13 protein-coding genes are annotated in these 18,404 nt (G+C 69.1%); 5 read left to right on the top strand and 8 right to left on the bottom strand.

Going from position 1 to position 18,404, the window contains the following annotated elements:
• Positions 1-54 precede the first annotated feature (54 nt).
• Positions 55-1,155 (bottom strand): NAD(+) diphosphatase, encoded by a 1,101-nt coding sequence (nudC, locus tag AC1DDO_RS10240; protein ID WP_476868609.1) that lies wholly within the window; start codon positions 1,153-1,155, stop codon positions 55-57.
• 187 nt (positions 1,156-1,342) lie between these two features.
• On the opposite strand from nudC, the gene AC1DDO_RS10235 reads away from it, so the two are divergent.
• Complete coding sequence (locus tag AC1DDO_RS10235) at positions 1,343-2,830, top strand: macrolide 2'-phosphotransferase (RefSeq protein WP_476868610.1); 1,488 nt, start codon at positions 1,343-1,345, stop codon at positions 2,828-2,830.
• Here AC1DDO_RS10235 and AC1DDO_RS10230 read toward each other — a convergent pair.
• From AC1DDO_RS10230 to AC1DDO_RS10220, 3 genes are all read right to left on the bottom strand, one after another.
• Positions 2,827-6,324: an ATP-dependent helicase gene (locus tag AC1DDO_RS10230; RefSeq protein WP_476868643.1), complete on the bottom strand. Its 3,498-nt coding sequence runs from the start codon at positions 6,322-6,324 to the stop codon at positions 2,827-2,829. The genes AC1DDO_RS10235 and AC1DDO_RS10230 overlap by 4 nt on opposite strands.
• 122 nt (positions 6,325-6,446) lie before the next feature.
• A complete protein-coding gene (locus AC1DDO_RS10225; protein WP_476868611.1) occupies positions 6,447-9,800 on the bottom strand; it encodes an ATP-dependent helicase in 3,354 nt (1,117 codons plus the stop codon).
• Complete coding sequence (locus AC1DDO_RS10220) at positions 9,797-10,213, bottom strand: MGMT family protein (protein ID WP_476868612.1); 417 nt, start codon at positions 10,211-10,213, stop codon at positions 9,797-9,799. The genes AC1DDO_RS10225 and AC1DDO_RS10220 overlap by 4 nt, the downstream gene beginning before the upstream one ends.
• Before the next feature lie 96 nt (positions 10,214-10,309).
• Between AC1DDO_RS10220 and AC1DDO_RS10215 the strand changes: the two genes are divergently transcribed.
• The 4 genes from AC1DDO_RS10215 to AC1DDO_RS10200 all read left to right on the top strand — a co-directional run bounded on the left by AC1DDO_RS10215 (position 10,310) and on the right by AC1DDO_RS10200 (position 13,906).
• Entirely contained in the window at positions 10,310-11,020 is a 711-nt protein-coding gene (locus AC1DDO_RS10215; RefSeq protein ID WP_476971800.1) for an exonuclease domain-containing protein, read from the top strand.
• A 448-nt stretch (positions 11,021-11,468) separates the two neighbouring features.
• Positions 11,469-12,404, top strand: a complete 936-nt coding sequence (locus AC1DDO_RS10210; RefSeq protein ID WP_476868644.1) for an ABC transporter substrate-binding protein — start codon at positions 11,469-11,471, stop codon at positions 12,402-12,404.
• A gap of 3 nt (positions 12,405-12,407) precedes the next feature.
• Entirely contained in the window at positions 12,408-13,172 is a 765-nt protein-coding gene (locus AC1DDO_RS10205) for an amino acid ABC transporter permease (protein ID WP_476868614.1), read from the top strand.
• Complete coding sequence (locus AC1DDO_RS10200) at positions 13,169-13,906, top strand: amino acid ABC transporter ATP-binding protein (RefSeq protein ID WP_476868615.1); 738 nt, start codon at positions 13,169-13,171, stop codon at positions 13,904-13,906. Before AC1DDO_RS10205 ends, AC1DDO_RS10200 begins: the two co-directional genes overlap by 4 nt.
• A 78-nt stretch (positions 13,907-13,984) precedes the next feature.
• Here AC1DDO_RS10200 and hemL read toward each other — a convergent pair whose 3' ends face one another.
• From hemL to AC1DDO_RS10180, 4 genes are read right to left on the bottom strand one after another with little or no spacing between them, the layout of a single operon-like run.
• Positions 13,985-15,316: a glutamate-1-semialdehyde 2,1-aminomutase gene (gene hemL, locus AC1DDO_RS10195; RefSeq protein ID WP_476971799.1), complete on the bottom strand. Its 1,332-nt coding sequence runs from the start codon at positions 15,314-15,316 to the stop codon at positions 13,985-13,987.
• A gap of 30 nt (positions 15,317-15,346) precedes the next feature.
• Positions 15,347-16,471: an LLM class flavin-dependent oxidoreductase gene (locus AC1DDO_RS10190; protein WP_441407379.1), complete on the bottom strand. Its 1,125-nt coding sequence runs from the start codon at positions 16,469-16,471 to the stop codon at positions 15,347-15,349.
• The gene (gene hemB, locus AC1DDO_RS10185; protein ID WP_476868617.1) at positions 16,468-17,451 is read right to left on the bottom strand and encodes a porphobilinogen synthase; all 984 of its coding nucleotides are present in this window, start codon (positions 17,449-17,451) and stop codon (positions 16,468-16,470) included. Before hemB ends, AC1DDO_RS10190 begins: the two co-directional genes overlap by 4 nt.
• Positions 17,448-18,404: a uroporphyrinogen-III synthase gene (locus AC1DDO_RS10180; RefSeq protein WP_476868618.1), complete on the bottom strand. Its 957-nt coding sequence runs from the start codon at positions 18,402-18,404 to the stop codon at positions 17,448-17,450. Before AC1DDO_RS10180 ends, hemB begins: the two co-directional genes overlap by 4 nt.

The following is an 18,404-nucleotide window of genomic DNA, read 5'->3' as shown; positions in this document are numbered from 1 at the left end:
GTAGTCGGTGTCCTGCGGTTGGGGAGGCAGGCAGTGTCAGCCTGAAAGACAATGTCAGGCGCTGTCCGCGGCGTCCGCTATGATGCCGCCGTACCAGTGTTCAATGAGGGACCGGGCGATGGAGAGCCGGCTGGAAATGACGATCTCGCCGCTGAGGATGGCGGCCTGCAGTTCGCTCCGGCTGAACCAGCGCGCCCTGGTGACCTCAACGCCGTCGGGCCGGGCTTCGGTGTCCTCCGTGGTGGCCGTGAATCCGAGCATCAGGGACGCGGGGAAGGGCCAGGACTGCGATCCGAGGTACTGGGAGGCTGTCACCCGGACGCCCACTTCCTCGGCGATCTCGCGCTTGACCGCCTGTTCAAGCGACTCCCCCGGTTCGACGAAGCCGGCGAGGGTCGAATAGTTCTTGGCGTCAAGAGGGCCGCCCCCGCCGAGGAGCAGCCTCCCGTCGGCACCCACCACGGTCACGATGATGGCCGGATCCGTCCGGGGAAAGTGCTCGGAGTTGTCCGCCGGGCAGCGCCGGACCCAGCCGCCGGCTTCCGGCTGCGTGGGCGTCCCGCAGCGCGGGCAGTGGGTGTGGGTGGCGTGCCAGTTGGCGATGGCACTGGCTTCGATGAACAGTGCCGTGTCCGTGGCGTCCAAGCGTGCGGCGACCTCGCGGAACCCCGCCCACTGGGCATCGCCGGGGATGCCCGCCACGTGGGCCTCGAACTCCTCGGCCCGGACTTCGAACTGGGCCGGGAGGACGAAGAGGACGAGCTCGGTGCCCGCGTCGAGGTCCGAACCGGGCAGGGCCGATCCCAGGTAGATCACGTGTTCCGGGGCGTACGGGGTGTTCGCCAGGTGCCCGGAGAGCTCGGCCGCATTCAGGAGTACCAGGCTGTTGCCGCTGACCAGCGCCTGCCGTCCGGAGAGCACCACGGCCTGCGCCGAGCCCGCGCCGACCAGCTCCTCCAGCATTCCGGGCTTCTGCCGGGCGGCGGATCCGCGGTCGATCAGCGCCGGGAGCACCGGCAGGACCGTCTCCATCAGGTGGTTTGCCGGCAGGAGCTGCACGGGCGACGCCGCTTCGGGTGCCGGTGATTCGGAGGGGGTTTGCCCTGACGCTTGTGACGATCCTTCAGAAGGTGCCGGTGACTCCGCAAGACTCATGTACCCACCGTACTGACTCGGGCAGACAATTGACATTTGCCGCCCACGCGGCCGCGCGCTGGAAGGCCGGCGCGGAAGGGGCCCTTTGCCGCTGATTTATCCGACATTTGCCCCTCATTTGACGCAGATCTCAAGACTCGCCGGAGTGCATCGCCGTCTTAAGCGCCGCTCAATCTACCGTGGAAGGGTGAGAAGGAAACCTATCGAACTGGCAGCCGTGGCAACGGCGGCGGTACCCGGCCTGACCCCGACCGCCGTCAGCTCTGCGCCCGACGATCCGGCGGACTTCGACGCTGCCCTCCTGCTGGACTCCGAGGGCAAGCGTTGGCGCGTCCGCTCCCCCCGGCACGCCGAAGCCAGTGCCCGGCTGGAAACCGAATTCCTGGTCCTGCGGGCCTTCGCTCCCGGCATCCGCGCCGAGCTGCCATTCCTCATGCCCACGGTGGCGGGAACAGTCCGGCAGGGCCAGCTCAGCACCTTTGTCTACTCCCATCTGGCCGGCGCCACGCGCTCCCTGGACGAGCTCAGCAGCGGATCGCCCGGCGTGGCCCGTGAAATCGGGGCGGCGCTGGCCGCGATCCATGACCTGCCGCGGTCGCTTGTGAGCAATGCCGACCTGCCCAGTTACACGCCCAACGAATTCCGCCAACGGCGCCTCAATGAACTCGACCAGGCCGCCACGACCGGAAAAATCCCGCCGCTGCTGTTGCGGCGCTGGGAACACGCCATGGAAGACGTCTCGCTCTGGCGCTTCAATCCCTGCGTTGTCCACGGCGACCTCCACGAGGACAACCTGCTGGTCGACGGCGACCGCGTGACCGCAGTGACGGGCTGGACCGACCTGCGGATCGGCGACCCGGCGGATGACATGGCCTGGCTGGTCGCGTCCAACGAGCAGGACTTTGTCAACGCGGTCCTGGATCACTACACCTCCAGCCGGCGCGACGTGCCCGATGCCCACCTGCTGCGGCGGGCGGCACTGTCCGCCGAATTCGCCCTGGCGCAGTACCTGGTCAAGGGCCTGGCCGCCGGCAACGAGGACATGATCGACGAGGCAGAGTCCATGCTCGCCGCATTGGCCGACGACGTGGCCGAACACGGCGGCCAGCCCATCAGCGTTGAGCCGCTCCCGCAGCCGGTCGCGGCCCACGAACCCGGGGCAGGCCAGTCCGGTGACGGTGACGAAGCGCCGACGGTGGCTCCGGCGGCCCCTGCAGCCTCAGCCCCCACAGCCGCTCCGGCCGGGGGGACACCGCCCGCCGTCGGTAAGGTCACGCTGCTGCCCATGGAGCCGGTCCCCGATGCCGTACCGGCAGCCGCTGCCCCTGCCGCTGCCCCTGCGGAGATCAGTGCCACGCCCGCTGTGCACGTCACGCCCATCCCCCGCGAGGCGGAGGCTGACGCGACGGAATCTGAAGCGACGGAGGCTGAAGAGACTAGGCCTGACGCAGCGATGGTTGCCGCTGACAACTCCGAATCCAACTCCGCTGACCCGGCGGAGGACGCCCCGCAGGCCGCGGCCCAGGACTCTGACCCCGAGGTTGCGGCTCCCGCCGTCGACGACACCTCGACGCAGTCGATCGCGGTGGTGCGGCCTGGTTCCGCAACTGCGCCCGATTCGGGCGAGGACACCTCGACCGCCGCCATCACGGTGGTCGACACCTCGACCCGCTAGGAGCCCGTCGCCGCCGCCGGCCTCCCCAGCGCCGCGGCCACGATTTCCTCCAGCTTTTCTGCTGATCCGAGGTCATGAGGACGGACCACCTGGTTGTCGGCCACGTAGTAGAACGCGGCCCGCACGTCCTCCAACGGGACCCCCTTGAGCCGGGCCCAGGCCAGGCGGTACACGGCGAGCTGGACAGCCTTCACCTTCAGCTGCGCCGCCGAGGGGCGGCGCCCGGTTTTCCAGTCCACGAGGTCCCAGCCGCCGTCGGCGTCGCGGAACACGGCGTCGATCCTGCCCCGGACCACGACGTCGCCAATCCGGGTCTCGACCGGGACTTCAACATGGGCGGGGGCGCGGTGCGCCCATTCGGACTGGCGGAACGTCTCCACCATGGAATCCAGGCCATAGGCCTCATCGATGTGGTCGTCAGCGCCGGCAGCCTCGCCAAGGTCCAGCATGCCGGCGGCGCCGAAGTATTCCTCCACCCAGGCGTGGAAGGCCGTGCCCTTGCGGGCGGACATCCCCGGTTCGCGCGGGACCGGCCTCCGCAGGCGGGCCACGACGGAGCCTGCGTCATCTTCCAGGTCCACGAGGGTGGACGCCGAGATATGGCCGGGCAGATGCACGTCCTGGACCACCGAACGCCGGGACCGGCGTTCCAGCAGCGTGGCTGCCTCCTTTGCCCACCCGGCTGCGGGGCCGCGCAGGACGGGACGCCGGACGTCGTCGACACTCGGATGCGGCAGGGCCGCAGCCGGGTGGCCGTCCGGCGTGGGGTCCATGTGGCTGTCCGGGTCTGCGTCCATCGCCTGCAGGACACGGGCCGCGGCGGATTCCATGGCGGCCCGCCGTCCCGGAACAAGCCGAAGCCGCTTCCCCGTCCGGGGGTCCTGCGGGCCTTCGAGGGGATCATAGGGCCACGCGGCGACTTCGAGTTCGCAAGTCAGGGGGCTTTCCGCCGGCAGCGCGTCCTCGCTGACGGACAGCGGGTGGATTTCGGCTCCGCCGTCCGCGGTGAGGCCCTCGAGCTCGGCGAGGAAGGGCGACATCTCGGCCAAACCGGCCCGGGATCCCACCCAGGCGGCACTTGAAATCCACAGCACGTGTTTGGCTCGCGTGTACGCCACGTAGGCCAGACGCCGTTCCTCGGCTTCACCGTGCGTCTGGACGGCGGACTTGAACTCCTTCTCGGCGTCGAGCCAGCCCTTCTGGTCCGGCTGGTCCAGGTCCCACTGGGGCAGGTCGGCGCGATCACCGCGCAACGGCCACGGCAGGGCCGCGCTGCCACTGCTCCACCGCGAGTCCCTGCTGCTGGGGAACGCCCCGGAGTTGAGTCCCGGAACGAACACGACATCCCATTCCAGGCCTTTGGAGGCATGCACCGTCAGGAGCTGGACGGCCTCGTGGTTCACCTCGGGCGCGGCGGCGTCCAGGCCGTTCTCCTCGGCCGCGGCGGCTTCCAGCCACGCGTGGAACGCCAGGACGTCGACCCGCTGGGAGGTGTGCAGGAACCCGGCGGCAGCGTCCTGGAAAGCGTCCAGGTTGCGGCGCGCCTGGTGGATGCTGATCCCGGGCCGCGCCGCAACTTCGATGTCCAGGAGCATGGCCCGTTCGACCTCGCCCAGCAAGGTGGTGAGGTCATCCCCCATGTAGCTGCGCAGCTGCCGCAGCTCCTCCGAAAGCCGCTGCAGGCGGTCCCGGGCCTCGGGGCTCAGCCTGCGGCCGTGCGCCGAAGTCCAGCCGTCGCGGGGCAGCCAGTCCAGGGCCTCGACCAGGCTGGCGGCGTCCGTGATGTCGCCCTCAACCACGGCGTCATCAACTGTGTCCTCCGCGTCGTCGTCGTCGTTGCTGCCGGGACGGCCCCGGCGGCGGGCGAGGTAACTGGACCAGTCCCGCAGGGCCATCAGGTCCGCCGGGCCGATCCGCCACCGCGCGCCAGCCAGCAGGCGCATGAGGGAGTCCGAGCGGCCGGGGTCGGCCAGGACCCGGAGCGTGGCGACAAGATCGATGATTTCGGGGGTGTCCAGCAGCCCGCCGAGCCCGACGATTTCATAGGGAATGCCACGGAGTTCGAACTCCCGGCGAATGCATTCCATCTGCGCGCGGCGACGGCAAAGGACGGCCATGGCAGGCGGCACAGGATCGGCTGCCGGCCGGGCGTCGAAGTCCGTCACACGGAATTTCAGCACGTCACCGGCGATCGCCGCGGCCTCAGCCTCGTCCGTGGTGAACCGGCCCATCACCACCCTGCCCTGGACCGCGACCGGGCTGGGCTGCAGGGGCGGGACCTCGACGGCATCGGCATTGTCCCTCGCCCCTGCGGCGCCGAGGGTCGCCGCGGCCTTGCTCAGCGGCGCCGAAATGAGGTTTGCCGTGGCCAGGATGTTGCGCCCGTTGCGCCACGCGGTGGTCAGGTACGAGGTCGGCGCCACCGCATAGCGTCCTGCCGCCGCGGCCTGGCCGCTTCCCTGTTCATCGCCGTCGCCCTGGCCTGTGTCGGTATCGTCGCCGCCGACGCGGACGGGGAATTCGCGGACGAAGTGGAAGAGCTGTCCGGCGGACGCTCCGCGGAATCCGTAGATGGACTGGTTCGGGTCGCCCACCGCGGTGACGGCATGGCCGTCGCCGAAGAGTCTGGAGAAGAGCACCAGCTGGGCGTGGGACGTGTCCTGGAACTCGTCAAGCAGCACCACCTTGTAGCGCTGGCGTTCCGTTTGGGCGGCGACCGGAATCTCGTTGGCCACCCGCGCCGCCAGGGCCACGAGGTCGCCAAAGTCCAGGGCACCGCGGGCGCGCTTCGCCACGGAGTAACGGCCCACCATGTCCGCGACGCTGGCCCGGGTGCGCAGCATCGCGCCGAGCTCGCCTGCGGCCTGGGCGGGGTTCTTCTTGGCGTCCGCGACGTACGGTAGGGAGTCAAACTCGGCGATCCGCTCCAGCAGCCAGGCACGGACCTGGGCCGGGTCCTGCAGGTGCTCCGCGCATTCTCCTGCCAGCTGGATCACGGCCTTGACGAGGGTCGATTTGGCGGACCGGAAGTGTTCGTAGTCGCCGTCGAAGGCTTCCACGACCTCGCTGGCGAGCTGGAACGACTGGGCGCCGCCGAGCAACACGACGTCGCGTTCGACGCCGAGGCGGAGGCCATAGTCGGACACGATGCCGCTCGCATAGGAGTGGTAGGTGGAGACTTTGGGTTCGAGCGCGTCCGTGCTCAGCAACCCTGCGGGGAAGACGGTGTTGCCGGTGTCCGCCGCGGCGATGCGCTGCAGCGAGGCAAGCTTGGCCCGGATCCGCGAGGCGAGTTCACCGGCGGCCTTGCGGGTGAAGGTGACGCCGAGGACTTCCTCCGGCCGGACCCAGCCGTTGGCGACAAGCCATACCACCCGGTCCGCCATGGTGGCAGTCTTTCCCGAACCCGCGCCGGCGATCACGAGCCTCGGCGTGAGCGGCGAGGAAATGATCAGGGACTGCTCGGCAGTGGGGCTGTTGCTCTCCCCCAGCATCGCGGACAGCTCTTCCGGGCTGAACCGTGGTTGGGGAGGCAGTTTGGGGAGCGGCTCGGGAAGGGGGCCGGCGTCCGGGGCGGGATGCTGGTCGGCCGGGCCGTTCGCCGGTGCCTCGGGGGTCATTCAGTAACCTGCTTTCCCCGCACGCACAGCGGGCACACTTCCGGGAGCCGGCAGCCGTGGCCGCCGTGGCCTCCCTTGGACGGGTCATGGCGGGCCTGGAAAGTGCTGCCGGACATGACGCGGGCAGCGTCACCGACCATCTCCAGCGCCCAGTTCTCGTTCGGGTCCAGTGGAGCCTGGCTTTGGATGCCTGGGCTCTTGGTGGTGGTCCCAAGCTGGGCCAGAACGGCCCCGCCGGGAAGCGGCGGGGGTCCGTCGTCCGGACCGGCAAAACCACCGGCCAGCACGGCAGCCTGGTAGGCGCCGAGCTGCGGGTGACGGTCCAGATCCGCCTTGCCGGGCTGGCGTTTGCCGGTCTTGAGGTCCACGATCACCAGCCGGCCCTCGGCGTCGATCTCCAGCCGGTCGACCTGGCCCCGGAGCACCGCGGGCCGCGCCGGCCCGATGCCCTCGCCGGCCTCGGCGCCGGTGGGCACCGCGGGCCCGACCGGCACGGCGGAGGCGACCGCCTCCGCCGTGACGTCCGGGAGCTTGACCTCGAAGTCCTGTTCGACGCCGACAAGGCTTCTGCCCTCGCTGCGCATCACGAGGACGTACTGGGCGAGTTTTCGGACCATGGATTCGGCACGCTGGAAGTCCAGTTTGCCTTCCCAGTTGTCCTTCATTCCCAGTGTGGGCCAGCGCCGGACAAGCTCCGCGACGTATTCGCCGCCCGAGGCGTCCGGGAGGTCCTGCGCGATGGCGTGGACCAGGGTTCCCAAACTGCGGGCAAAATCCGTCGCGGCTTCCCCGCCCGCGGCCTGGACGAACCAGTCCAGCGGCGATTTCTGAACTGTTTCGACCTTCGAGGGCGACACGAACACGGTACCGCCCGGCGGAACGACCGGCTCTTCGGAGGTCAGCTCGGCCAGCCCCCACCAGCTCGCGGGGTGGGCGCCGGGAACGGGCGGCCGGGCGGTGGCCAGGACTCCCAGCACTGCCGCGGCCTCGGCAGATTCGGCAGCCTTGGGGTCGAGCTGGGCGTGCTGGCGCAGTTCCGCCACCAGGGCCCGGAGGGTCAGCGGACGCTCCACCGGGGTAAAGCCCCTGCGGTCCTGTCCGTGCCGCAGCGGCGCCACATAGTCCAGGAACGAGGAGGGCTGCTCATCCTCGGAGGACACGGCCGTGCAGATCAGCACCTGCCGGGCCCGGGACACCGCGGTCGAAAAGCTCCGGAGCTCGTCGTAGCGGATTTCCCGCAGTCTGCTGAGCGGATCCAGCCGCATGGCATAGTCCACGCCGTGTTCGACGGCATCGGCGAACAATGTGCTGCCGAGCAGCTCGCCGCGCAGCCGCGTGTTGGGCCACACGCCTTCCTGAAGCCCCGGGACAATCACTACCGGCCACTCCCGGCCGGCGGCGCTGGCGGGGGTCATGAGCTCCACGGCGTCTTCCAGCTGTGCCCTGGCTGCCAGGGTGTCCATGGGAAGTTCCTGGCTCAGCAGGTATTCAAGGAACTGCTCCGGTCCGGAACCGGGGAGCTGGTCCACGAAGCGTTCTGCGGTATGGAAAAGCGCCATCATGGCATCGAGGTCACGGTCGGCCCGGGCGCCGGCCGATCCTCCGGCGAGGGCGGCCTCGGTCCAGCGGGAGGCGAGGCCGGTGGAATGCCAGAGCGCCCAGAGCACCGTCTCGGCGTTCCCGCCGGGGGCCTCTGCGGCGTCCCGCCCCGCCCGGATCATCCTGGCGATCCGCCGGGCCGAGTGACCCTCGATGCCCAGGGTTGCCAGCGCCCCGGGCTCCAGCAGGGCCTCGACGAGGAGGGTGTCGCTGGTGCGCCCGCCGCCGCCCAGGAGTTCCTCCCGGCGCAGCGACTGCCGCAGCCTCCTCAGTTCAATCGACGTGGCGCCGCCGATCCGGGACGTCAGCAAGGACACGGCTGACTCGGGCGTGAGCGCGGCGGGGTCGAGGGCCACCGCATAGGCGTCCAGCAGTGGACGGACCGCGACCTCGTCACGGACAGCGGATTCAGCGACGGGAATCCGGACCGGAATCCCCTGTCCGGCCAGATACCGCTGCAGCTGGCTGAGCTGGCCGCCGTTGCGAACGATCACGGCGATGTCCCCGAGTTCCCGGGCGTCGTTCAGCTGGGCTTCGAGGATGCGCTGCGCCACGTACCGCAGTTCGTGGACCGGCGACGGCAGCAGGTGGGCTTCGACAGTCCCGCCTCGGCCGTCAGCTGCGCTGTTTGCAAGGCCGTGGGCTGGGCCGTCCACGCTGTCCGGCCCGTCCGGCGTCGGGACCGATCCGGGCTGTTCTAGCCGGCGCGCGGACTGCCCGCCGGATCTGCGGGAGATGCGCCCAGCGACCGACAACCAGGCCTCCGCCACGGCCGGTGCCTGCCGGTGGGTGGTCCACAGCGGACGCTCCAGAATTGCGCCGTCGGCCGCCAGGAGGCGGGGAAGCTCCGCCACGAGATCGGGGCGTGCCCCGCGGAAGCCCTGGACCACGGTGTCCGGCGAGGCGGTGACGATGACGTCCTTGCCTGCGGCGATATCGGCAAGCAATTCAAAGACGGCGGGGTTCGCCTCCTGGATGTCATCCACGAGAATCAGCTGGAGGCGGTCGCGTTCGGCGGCGAGGAAATCCGGGAAGTCCTGGAAGATCTGGCGCGCGGCGGTGATGATGCCGGCGGGGTCGAAGGCCTCGGGCATGCGCAGGTCCAGGACGTCGCGGTACTCGGAGTAGAGGGCGGCCGCCGGAATCCAGTCGGGCCGGTTGCACCTCCTGGCCAACGCCACGAGATCTTCGGCCGTCCGCCCGGACTCGATGATCCGGTCAAAGAGCTGGCGCACTTCCTGCCGGAAGCCGCGGGTCTGCAGGGCGGCGTCGAGGTCCTCCGGCCACGGCAGTTCGAGGCCGGGCAGCGCATGCCCCTCCAGCAGTTCCTTGATGATCAGGTCCTGTTCCGGGCCGGAGAGCAGCTTCGGCTGGCGGGGCAGCGGGAGGATGCCTTCGGCCTTGGCGCGGCGGATCAGATCGAAGGCATATGACGCCCAGGTCCTGGCCGGCGTCGTGCTCAGGCTCCGGTCCAGGCGGGCCGTGAAGCGGTCACGGAGGGTATCCGCGGCCAGCCTTCCGGGAGCGAGGATGAGCATCCGCTCCGGGTCCAGGCCGTCCCGCAGGGTGCGGCGGACGGCAGCCTCGACGAGGACCGTCGACTTGCCGGTGCCGGGTGCGCCGGGCACCAGCACAGGCCCGGAGCCGGGCGGGACCTCGACGGCGTCGAGCTGGTCCGGCGACAGCACGGGGATTGCGCTGTGGTGGGTCCGGGGCGGTAGGAGGCGCAGTGCTGTGCTGGAGGTACTCACACAGTCATTTCATCATCGGGGACCGACAACTTATGGGACGCCCGCTCAAGGCGCTCGGCGATCGCGTCGATCCGGTCGAAGTCGGCGTCGGTGGGCGCCCACCGGCCGGAGGCCAAGTCAACGCGCCACCGTCCATCTCCGGTACGGAGGAAATCCTGGTACCTGCCCAGCAGGGGCGTCCCTTCCTGCAGGTAGAGCGCAAGCGCCTCGTGTTCGAGGCCGGGCGGGGCGTCCCCGCTGGACCTCAGGACACGCCACCAGGGCACGCTGCTTCCATGGTGGCTCATGACCGAACCGACCTGGCGCGGGCCGCCGGCGCCGAGGAGTTCCGCGACGTCGCCGTAGGCCACCGCTGCGCCGGCCGGGATCAACGCCACGAGCTCCAGCACCGCCTCCACATACTCCGTCCGCATCGATCCAGCCTAGCCGCTGCAGGCCCGTCCCCAAGCCTTGAAGGCACGCCGACACGGTGGTCAAGAACTGTCGGAGGCAGCAGGTAGCGTTGAAGCATGAGCACCTGGAACAGCCTTCCCCGCGCAGCATTCGACCTCGAAACGACGGGCCGCAATTCCCGCTCGGCGCGGATCGTCACCGCCTCGGTCACCGTCGTGGACTCCAGCGGCGAAGTGATCAAGGAACACGAGTGGCTCGCCGACCCCGGCGTGGAGATTCCGACCGAGGCCAGCGACGTCCACGGGATCACTACTGAGCAGGCCCGCCGCGACGGCCGGCCCGCCGTGGAGGTGACGCGCGAACTCGCCGCTGTGCTGCAGGAGCTGTTCGACACCGGCGTGCCCGTCATCGCGTTCAACGCCAGCTACGACTTCACCGTGCTCGCTGCGGAGTCTGCCCGCTACGGCGTTCCGCAGCTGAGCCGGTTCCCCGTCCTGGACCCCTACATCATGAACAAGCAGGTGGACCGGTACCGCAAGGGCAAGCGCACGCTCACCGCCTTGTGCGAGGAGTACGGCGTCAGCCTGGACAACGCCCACACATCGGCGGCCGATGCCCTGGCAACGCTGCGCATGCTCGATGCCATGGCCGGAAAATTCCCCAAGCTCAGGATGCCGGCGGGCAACCTGCACCAGTTCCAGGTCGAATGGGCCTCGTCGCAGGCCGCTGATTTCCAGAGCTACCTGCGCAAGACGAAGCCGGCTGCAGTGATCGAAGGCGATTGGCCCGTCCTGCCGCCTGAGGACGCCAGCCGCGGCGACTTCTAGATTTCTACGCCCCGCTTCCGGACGCCCGGAAGCGGGTGCGGGCACACTTCCTGTGGGTCCGGACGCACTTCCCGCGCGTGCGGGCTGACTTCTTAAAAGGAAACGTTCGCCTTCGGTAAGACCCAACTAGCCCCCCGCTGCACGCAATTCCAGCAATTGGGACCGAAGTCACACCGGCCGGCGCTCCCGACTGCCGCATGATCCCGCGCCGATGATTCCGCCCGGCCCTTCCGCCGCCACCCGGATCACCGTCGATCACGCCGCTTCCTGAAGATACTTCGCAAAATGTGCACCCGATCCCCGATTCATTCGAATTGAAAAGGCGTCCATGTCGGGTGACACAATTATATTTCGCGGTGTGCCTGCTCCACCCGGCGCCCAAGCCAGCAGCCTGGGGCCCGATGAGCCTCCCGCGACCCACTGAATTTCAGACGAAAGTGATTGCGTGATGAAAAGCAAAGCCTTGAAGTGGCTGACTACCGTTCCCGTGGCCATCGCCGTGGCGGTCTCCCTTGCAGCGTGCGGCGGCGGCGCGGCGCAGACAACGGCGTCACCGTCCGATGCCCTCCAGGGCAGCGACCAGAAATCCACGGACAAATACACCACCAAGGACGTCACTCCCCTGGACAAGATCGACAAGTCCAAGCTGGGCCTGATCAGCGATGGAACCCTCACGGTAGGAACCCTGTCGGACGCCCCGCCGAACATCTACATCGACCAGTCCGGCAAGTTCACGGGCTACGACAACGAGCTCCTGCGCGCCATTGCGGACAAGCTGGGCCTCAAGGTGGAGTTCAAGGCAACCGGCTTCGCGTCGCTACTTGCCCAGGTCCAGAACAAGCAGTTCGACCTCGGGTCCTCGTCGATCTCCACCACTGACGCCCGCCGCAAGACCGTCGGCTTCACCAACGGTTACGACTTCGGTTACATGGCCGTGGTGGCCAAGAAGGACTCCAACGTCAAGGGTTTCAAGGATCTGACCAAGGACACCCGCATTGCCGTGGTCCAGGGCACCGTGCAGGATGACTATGTCACCAACACGCTCCAGATCGAGCCCGTCCGCTTCGAGGACTACAACACCGCCTACGCCAACCTGAAGAGCGGCCAGGTTGACGCCTGGGTTGCACCGTCCCAGCAGGCCACCGGCCAGGTCAAGGAAGGCGACGGCACGGTCATCGCCGAGTCGGTTGTGAACACGCAGAACTTCACCGCCTACGCCGTCAACAAGGAAAACCAGCCGCTCATTGACGCGCTGAACTCCGGCCTCGACGCCGTCATCGCCGACGGTACCTGGTCCAAGCTGACCAAGGAGTGGTACCCGGACCGCGAGACCCCGGCCACGTGGTCCCCGGGTTCCAAGGCCGTCACCGTTCCGAAGTCCTAGTCCATGGATGCACTCGATCAACTCGCGAACACCTTCTTTGACTGGGGGGCGATGGCGGCCGTCCTGCCGAAAATGATCATGGTCGGCCTGCCAAACACGCTGATCCTGGCGGTTTCCTCGGGCGTGCTCGGGTGCATCCTGGGCATGGTCCTGGCCATCATGGGCACGTCCCGCGTCACTGCCCTGCGGTGGCTCTCCCGGATCTACACAGACGTGTTCCGCGGCGTCCCGGCGATTGTTGTCATCCTCCTGATCGGCCTCGGGCTGGGGCCCGTGATCCGGGTAACGACCGGATCCACCAACCCGTTCCCGCTCGCCATCTTCGCCCTGACGCTCATGGCGGCGGCCTACATCGGCGAGATCTTCCGTTCAGGCATCCAGAGCGTGGAAAAGGGGCAGCTGGAAGCCTCCCGCGCCCTGGGCTTCACGTACAACTCCTCCATGCGCCTCGTGGTGATTCCGCAGGGCATCCGACGCGTGCTTCCGGCCCTGGTCAACCAGTTCATCACCCTGATCAAGGACTCGTCCCTGATCTACCTGCTGGGCCTGGTCGCCAGCCAGCGCGAGATCTTCCGCATCGGTAACGACGCCGCGGCCAACACGGGGAACCTGTCGCCGCTGGTTGCCGCGGCGATCATGTACCTCATCCTGACCGTTCCGCTCACGCACTTGGTCAACTACATCGACAACCGCCTGCGCACCGGCCGTCCGGAGAAACGGCAGCCCGACGACGCCGCGGCCCTGATCGGAAAGGGAGCACAGGCATGAGCCAATTCGCTTCCGGTTCACTCTCCGGCAAGAACCTGCACCTGTCCTTCGGCTCGAACCACGTCCTGCGCGGCATCGACCTACACGTCGAGACGGGCACCACCGCGTCGGTGATCGGCCCCTCCGGATCCGGCAAGTCCACCTTGCTGCGGGTCATGAACCGCCTGATCGAACCGGATCAGGGCGACATCCTGCTGGATGGCCGCTCGGTCCTGAAGGACAACCCGGACGAGCTGCGGCAGCGGATCGGCATGGTGTTCCAGCAGTTCAACCTGTTCCCGCACAAGACCGTGGTGGACAACGTATCCCTGGCGCTGCGGAAGCTGCGCAAGCTGCCGGCCGACCAGGCCCGGGCCGAGGCATTCGAGCAGCTCGACCTGGTGGGGCTCAAGCACAAGGCCGAAGCGCGTCCTGCCAATCTCTCCGGTGGCCAGCAGCAGCGCGTCGCCATTGCGCGCGCCCTGGCCATGAAGCCGGAAGTGATGTTCTTCGATGAGGCTACCTCGGCCCTGGACCCGGAGCTCGTCAAGGGTGTCCTGGCGCTGATGGCCGACCTCGCCAAGGGCGGCATGACCATGGTGGTGGTGACCCACGAGATGGGCTTCTCCCGCAACGTCTCGGACACGGTCACGTTCATGGACGCCGGCGTGGTGGTGGAATCCGGTCCGCCGGAACAGATCTTCACGAGCCCGCGGACCGAACGGCTGCAGGGATTCCTCTCCGACGTCCTCTAGTTCGCCGGCTGCCCTGGCAGCGTTAAATGACTAATGGCACCCGCCGCGGCGGGTGCCATTAGTCGTTTAAGGACCCGGCTACGGCTTTGCGCCGGCCGCCGCCTTCGCCGCGGCCGGCAGGGCGTCGAAGATCCGGTTCATCGCGGCGTCGTCGTGCGCGGCCGAGAGGAACCAGGCCTCGAAGACCGACGGCGGCAGGTAGACCCCGGAGTCCAGCATGGAGTGGAAGAACGGGGCGTAGCGGAACACTTCCTGGCCCTGGGCGTCGTCGTAGTTGTGGACGCCCCGGGCGGCCGTGCCGAAGGCTACGGAGAACAGGTTGCCCGCGCGCTGGATGGAGTGGTCCACGCCGGCCGCATCGAGCGCGGAAGACAGCGCCGCGGAGAGCTCCAGGGAGCGGGCGTCCACGAACGAATACACCTCAGGTGTGGCGTGGGTGAGGGTCGCGACGCCCGCTGCCATGGCCACCGGGTTACCGGACAGAGTTCCGGCCTGGTAGACCGGGCCCACGGGCGCAAGGTAATCCATGACGTCGGCGCGTCCGCCGAGGGCCGCCGTCGGCATGCCGCCGCCAATCACCTTCCCGAACGTCAACAGGTCCGGCGTCCACGGTTCGGCGGTGTCGGCGGCACCTCCGGTCAGGCCCCAGTAGCCGGAGTAGCCGGTACGGAAGCCGGTCAGGACCTCGTCGAGGATCAGCAAGGCACCGTGCTCGCGGGTGATCCGGGCAAGGCCGGCGTTGAAGCCCTCGCCAGGGGTCACCACGCCCATGTTGGCGGGAGCGGCCTCGGTGATGACGGCGGCAATGCTGTCACCATGCTTGGCGAAGGCGGCTTCGACGGCGTCGAGGTCGTTGTAGGGCAGCACGAGGGTTTCGGCGGCGGTCGCGGCCGTGACGCCGGCCGAGCCGGGCAGCGCAAGGGTCGCGAGGCCGGAGCCTGCGGCGGCGAGGAGGCCGTCGAGGTGGCCGTGGTAGCAGCCGGCGAACTTGATGATGAGGTTCCGCCCGGTGAAGCCGCGTGCCAGCCGGACGGCGGTCATGGTGGCTTCGGTGCCGGTGGAGACCATCCGGACGCGTTCGGCGGCCGGGACGCGCTCCTTGACGATGGCGGCGAGGTTGGCCTCGTCCGGCGTCGATGCGCCGAAGGACAGTCCGCGGTCGACGGCGGCATGTACGGCGGCGAGGACCGCCGGGTGGGCGTGTCCCAGCAGCGCCGGGCCCCAGGAGCAGACGAGGTCGACGTAGTCGGCGCCGTCGGCGTCGGTCAGGTAGGCGCCCTTGGCGGACACCATGAACCGCGGCGTCCCGCCCACGGAGCCGAAGGCGCGCACCGGCGAGTTCACGCCGCCGGGCATCAGCTGGCGGGCGCGATCAAAGAGTTCCTCGTTGCGAGGCATGCTGGAAGTCATGGTTCCTATTCTTTCAGTTCGCCGGCCCGGTCAGTGCGCCGCCGGCGAACCGGCAGACGGCCCGGCCAGCAGCGCCGCGACGCGGGGCGCCACTTCGGTGCCGAACAGTTCGATGGAGCGCATCATGGCCGCGTGCGGCAGGGTGCCGTTGCTGTACTTGAGGTCAAACCGGTCCACGCCCAGGTTCTTCTTGAGCAGCGCGATCTTCGCGGCCACGGTCTCCGGCGAGCCCACGTACAGGGCTCCCTCGGGCGTGCACATCGCGTCGAATTCGCCCCGGCTCGCCGGACCCCAGCCGCGTTCGGCCCCGATCCGGTTCCGCTGGTCGAGCCAGTGCGGGAAGAACTCTTCCCGGGCTTCCTCGTCCGTGGCGGCGACGTGGCCGGGTGAATGCGTGGCCATCTGCTGCATCGGGTGGCCGTACTTGGCCATCGCCTCGCGGTAGAGGTTGGCCAGGGGCGCGAAGGACCGCGGCTGGCCGCCGATGATCGCGAAGATGATCGGGTAGCCGTACTCGGCGCACCGAAGCACCGACTCGGGAGTGCCGCCGACGCCGATCCAGGTCGGCAGAAGGTGGTGTTCCAGCGGCGGATAGACGCTCAGTCCGCTGAGGGCCGGCCGGGTGCGGCCCTCCCAATGGACCGGTTTCTGCGCCCGGACCTTGTCAAAGAGCTCAAGTTTTTCCTCGAAGAGGACCTCGTAGTCGGCCAGGTCGAGGCCGAACAGCGGGAAGGATTCGATGAACGATCCGCGGCCCAGCATCACCTCGGCGCGGCCGTTGGAGATGGCATCCACCGTGGCGAAGCGCTGGAAAACCCGGATCGGGTCATCGGAGCTGAGGACCGTCACGGCGGAACCGAGCCGGATGTGCTTGGTGCGGGCGGCCGCGGCGGCCAGGAAGACTTCGGGTGCGGACACCGCAAAATCGCGGCGGTGGTGCTCCCCCACGGCGAAGGCGTGCAGGCCGACCTCCTCCGCGAGCTCGGCCTGTTCCAGGAGCTGGCGCAGGACCTGGGCGTGCGGGACGGGGTGCCCGTCCGGGAAGACGCCGACGTCGCCGAAGGTGTTCAGGCCCAGCAGGATGCGGTTGGGTCCCACCGGGGCCGTGGGCGTGGAAACGGGAGCGGAGACCCGGGGCTCGGGGGCCGTGCTCACCGGGACTCCTTCAGCCAGCCGGCAAGCTCGCTCGCCCAGTACGTCAGCACCATGTTGGCGCCGGCGCGCTTGATGCCCAGGACAGACTCGGTGATCGCGGCCCGGCGGTCGATCCAGCCGTTGGCGGCGGCGGCCTCGATCATCGAGTACTCGCCGGAAATCTGGTAGGCGGCCACGGGGACCGGGCTCATGGCGGCGACGTCGGCGAGGATGTCCAGGTAGCTCATGGCCGGCTTCACCATGACCATGTCGGCGCCTTCGGCCAGGTCCAGGTCCACCTCGAGGATGGCTTCCCGCCGGTTGGCGGCGTCCATCTGGTACGTGCGGCGGTCGCCGGTCAGCTGCGAGTCCACGGCCTCGCGGAACGGGCCGTAGAACGCGGAGGCGTACTTCGCGGCGTAGGCCACAATGGCGGTGTTGGCGTGCCCGGCGTCCTCGAGGGCCTGCCGGATCACGGCGACCTGGCCGTCCATCATGCCGGAGGGGCCCAGGACGTGGGCGCCGGCCTCGGCCTGCGCGACCGCCATCTGGCCGTAGATCTCCAGGGTGGCATCGTTGTCGACGTAGCCGTTGGCGTCGAGGACACCGCAGTGTCCGTGGTCAGTGAATTCGTCCAGGCACACGTCGCTCATGACCACGAGCTCGTCGCCGACCTCGGCGCGGACGTCGCGGATGGCTTTGTTCAGCACGCCGTCGGGGTCCAGGGAGGCCGTCCCGCGCGCATCCCGGACCGCGGGGACGCCGAAGAGCATGATGCCGCCGACGCCCAGCTGCACGGCCTCGGCGGCGGCCCGCTTGAGTGACTCGGTGGTGTGCTGCTGCACGCCGGGCATTGAGGCAATCGGGTTGGGCTCGGTCAGGCCCTCACGGATGAAGGCCGGCAGGATGAGCTCCGAGGCCGAGAGCCGGTGTTCGGCCGTCAGCCGGCGCATGGCCGGGGTGGTGCGGAGCCGGCGTGGCCGGTGGGTCGGGAAGCTCATATGGTGTCCTTTGCTGAGGGCTCTGCGACTGACGGATGAGGTGAGGGGGGCTGGTGGTCAAGGGACCGGACGACGGCGGCGACCAGGCCCGACGCCGTCGGTTCCTGGGCGACAGCGGCGACGGTGAGTCCGAGGGACTCCGCCTCGGCCGCCGTCGAGCGCCCGATGGCGACGAAGCGGCAGTTGCCCAGCGGGGCGAGGTCCGCGTGGATGCGGCGGGCGGCGCTGGGCGAGGCGGCGACGACGGCGTGCAGCCGGCCGGCACCGATTTCCACCTTCGCCTCGGCCGCAGTGAGCACGGGTGCGTCCTCCCCGGCTGGACTGCCCTCTTGTGCCAAGGCCTGGGGCACGGCCACCGGGCAGGCGGGCAAGGCGCGGCGCGGGTCGGCCGGATAGTCGACAGTGTTGTAGGCGGTGACGGCCTGGACGGAGGCGCCGCGGGCCTCGAGGCCCTTGCGGAGCCGCGGGTCGGCAATGTCCGCCTGGGGCAGCAGTACGCTGCCCTGGTTCTCGGGCCAGATGTCGAGCAGGCCGGTTCCGGATTGCTGTCCCCTGGGTGCAAGGTCGACGCTGATGCCCCGGGATTCCAGGACCCGGCGGGTCGCCGGGCCGATCGTGGCCACGAGGAGGCGGCCGGGCAGCCAGTCGCTGAGCGAGGTGCCGCGTTCGGCGGCCTTCGCCTCGAGGGCCTGGACGGTGGTCACGCTGCTGATCACCAGCCACGTGTAGGCCCCGGCACCGAGGGCGTCAAAGGCGACGTCGAGGGAGTGCTGGTCGTTGGCCTGCTCGAAGTCGATCAGTGGCAGGAGCAGGGGTTCGGCTCCGACACCGCGCAGGGCCGTGACGAGCTCCCCCGCGCGGTCCGGGCCGCGGGCAACCAGCACCCGGGCACCGTCCGGCACCCTCATGCCTGATGGCCCGTCCGTGTGGTTGCGGTCGCTGTGCCGTCCCAT

The sequence above is a fragment of the Arthrobacter sp. 10N43 genome (assembly GCF_056394525.1).
Note: the sequence above shows the minus strand (reverse complement) of the source record. Positions and strands in the feature narration are given on the sequence as shown.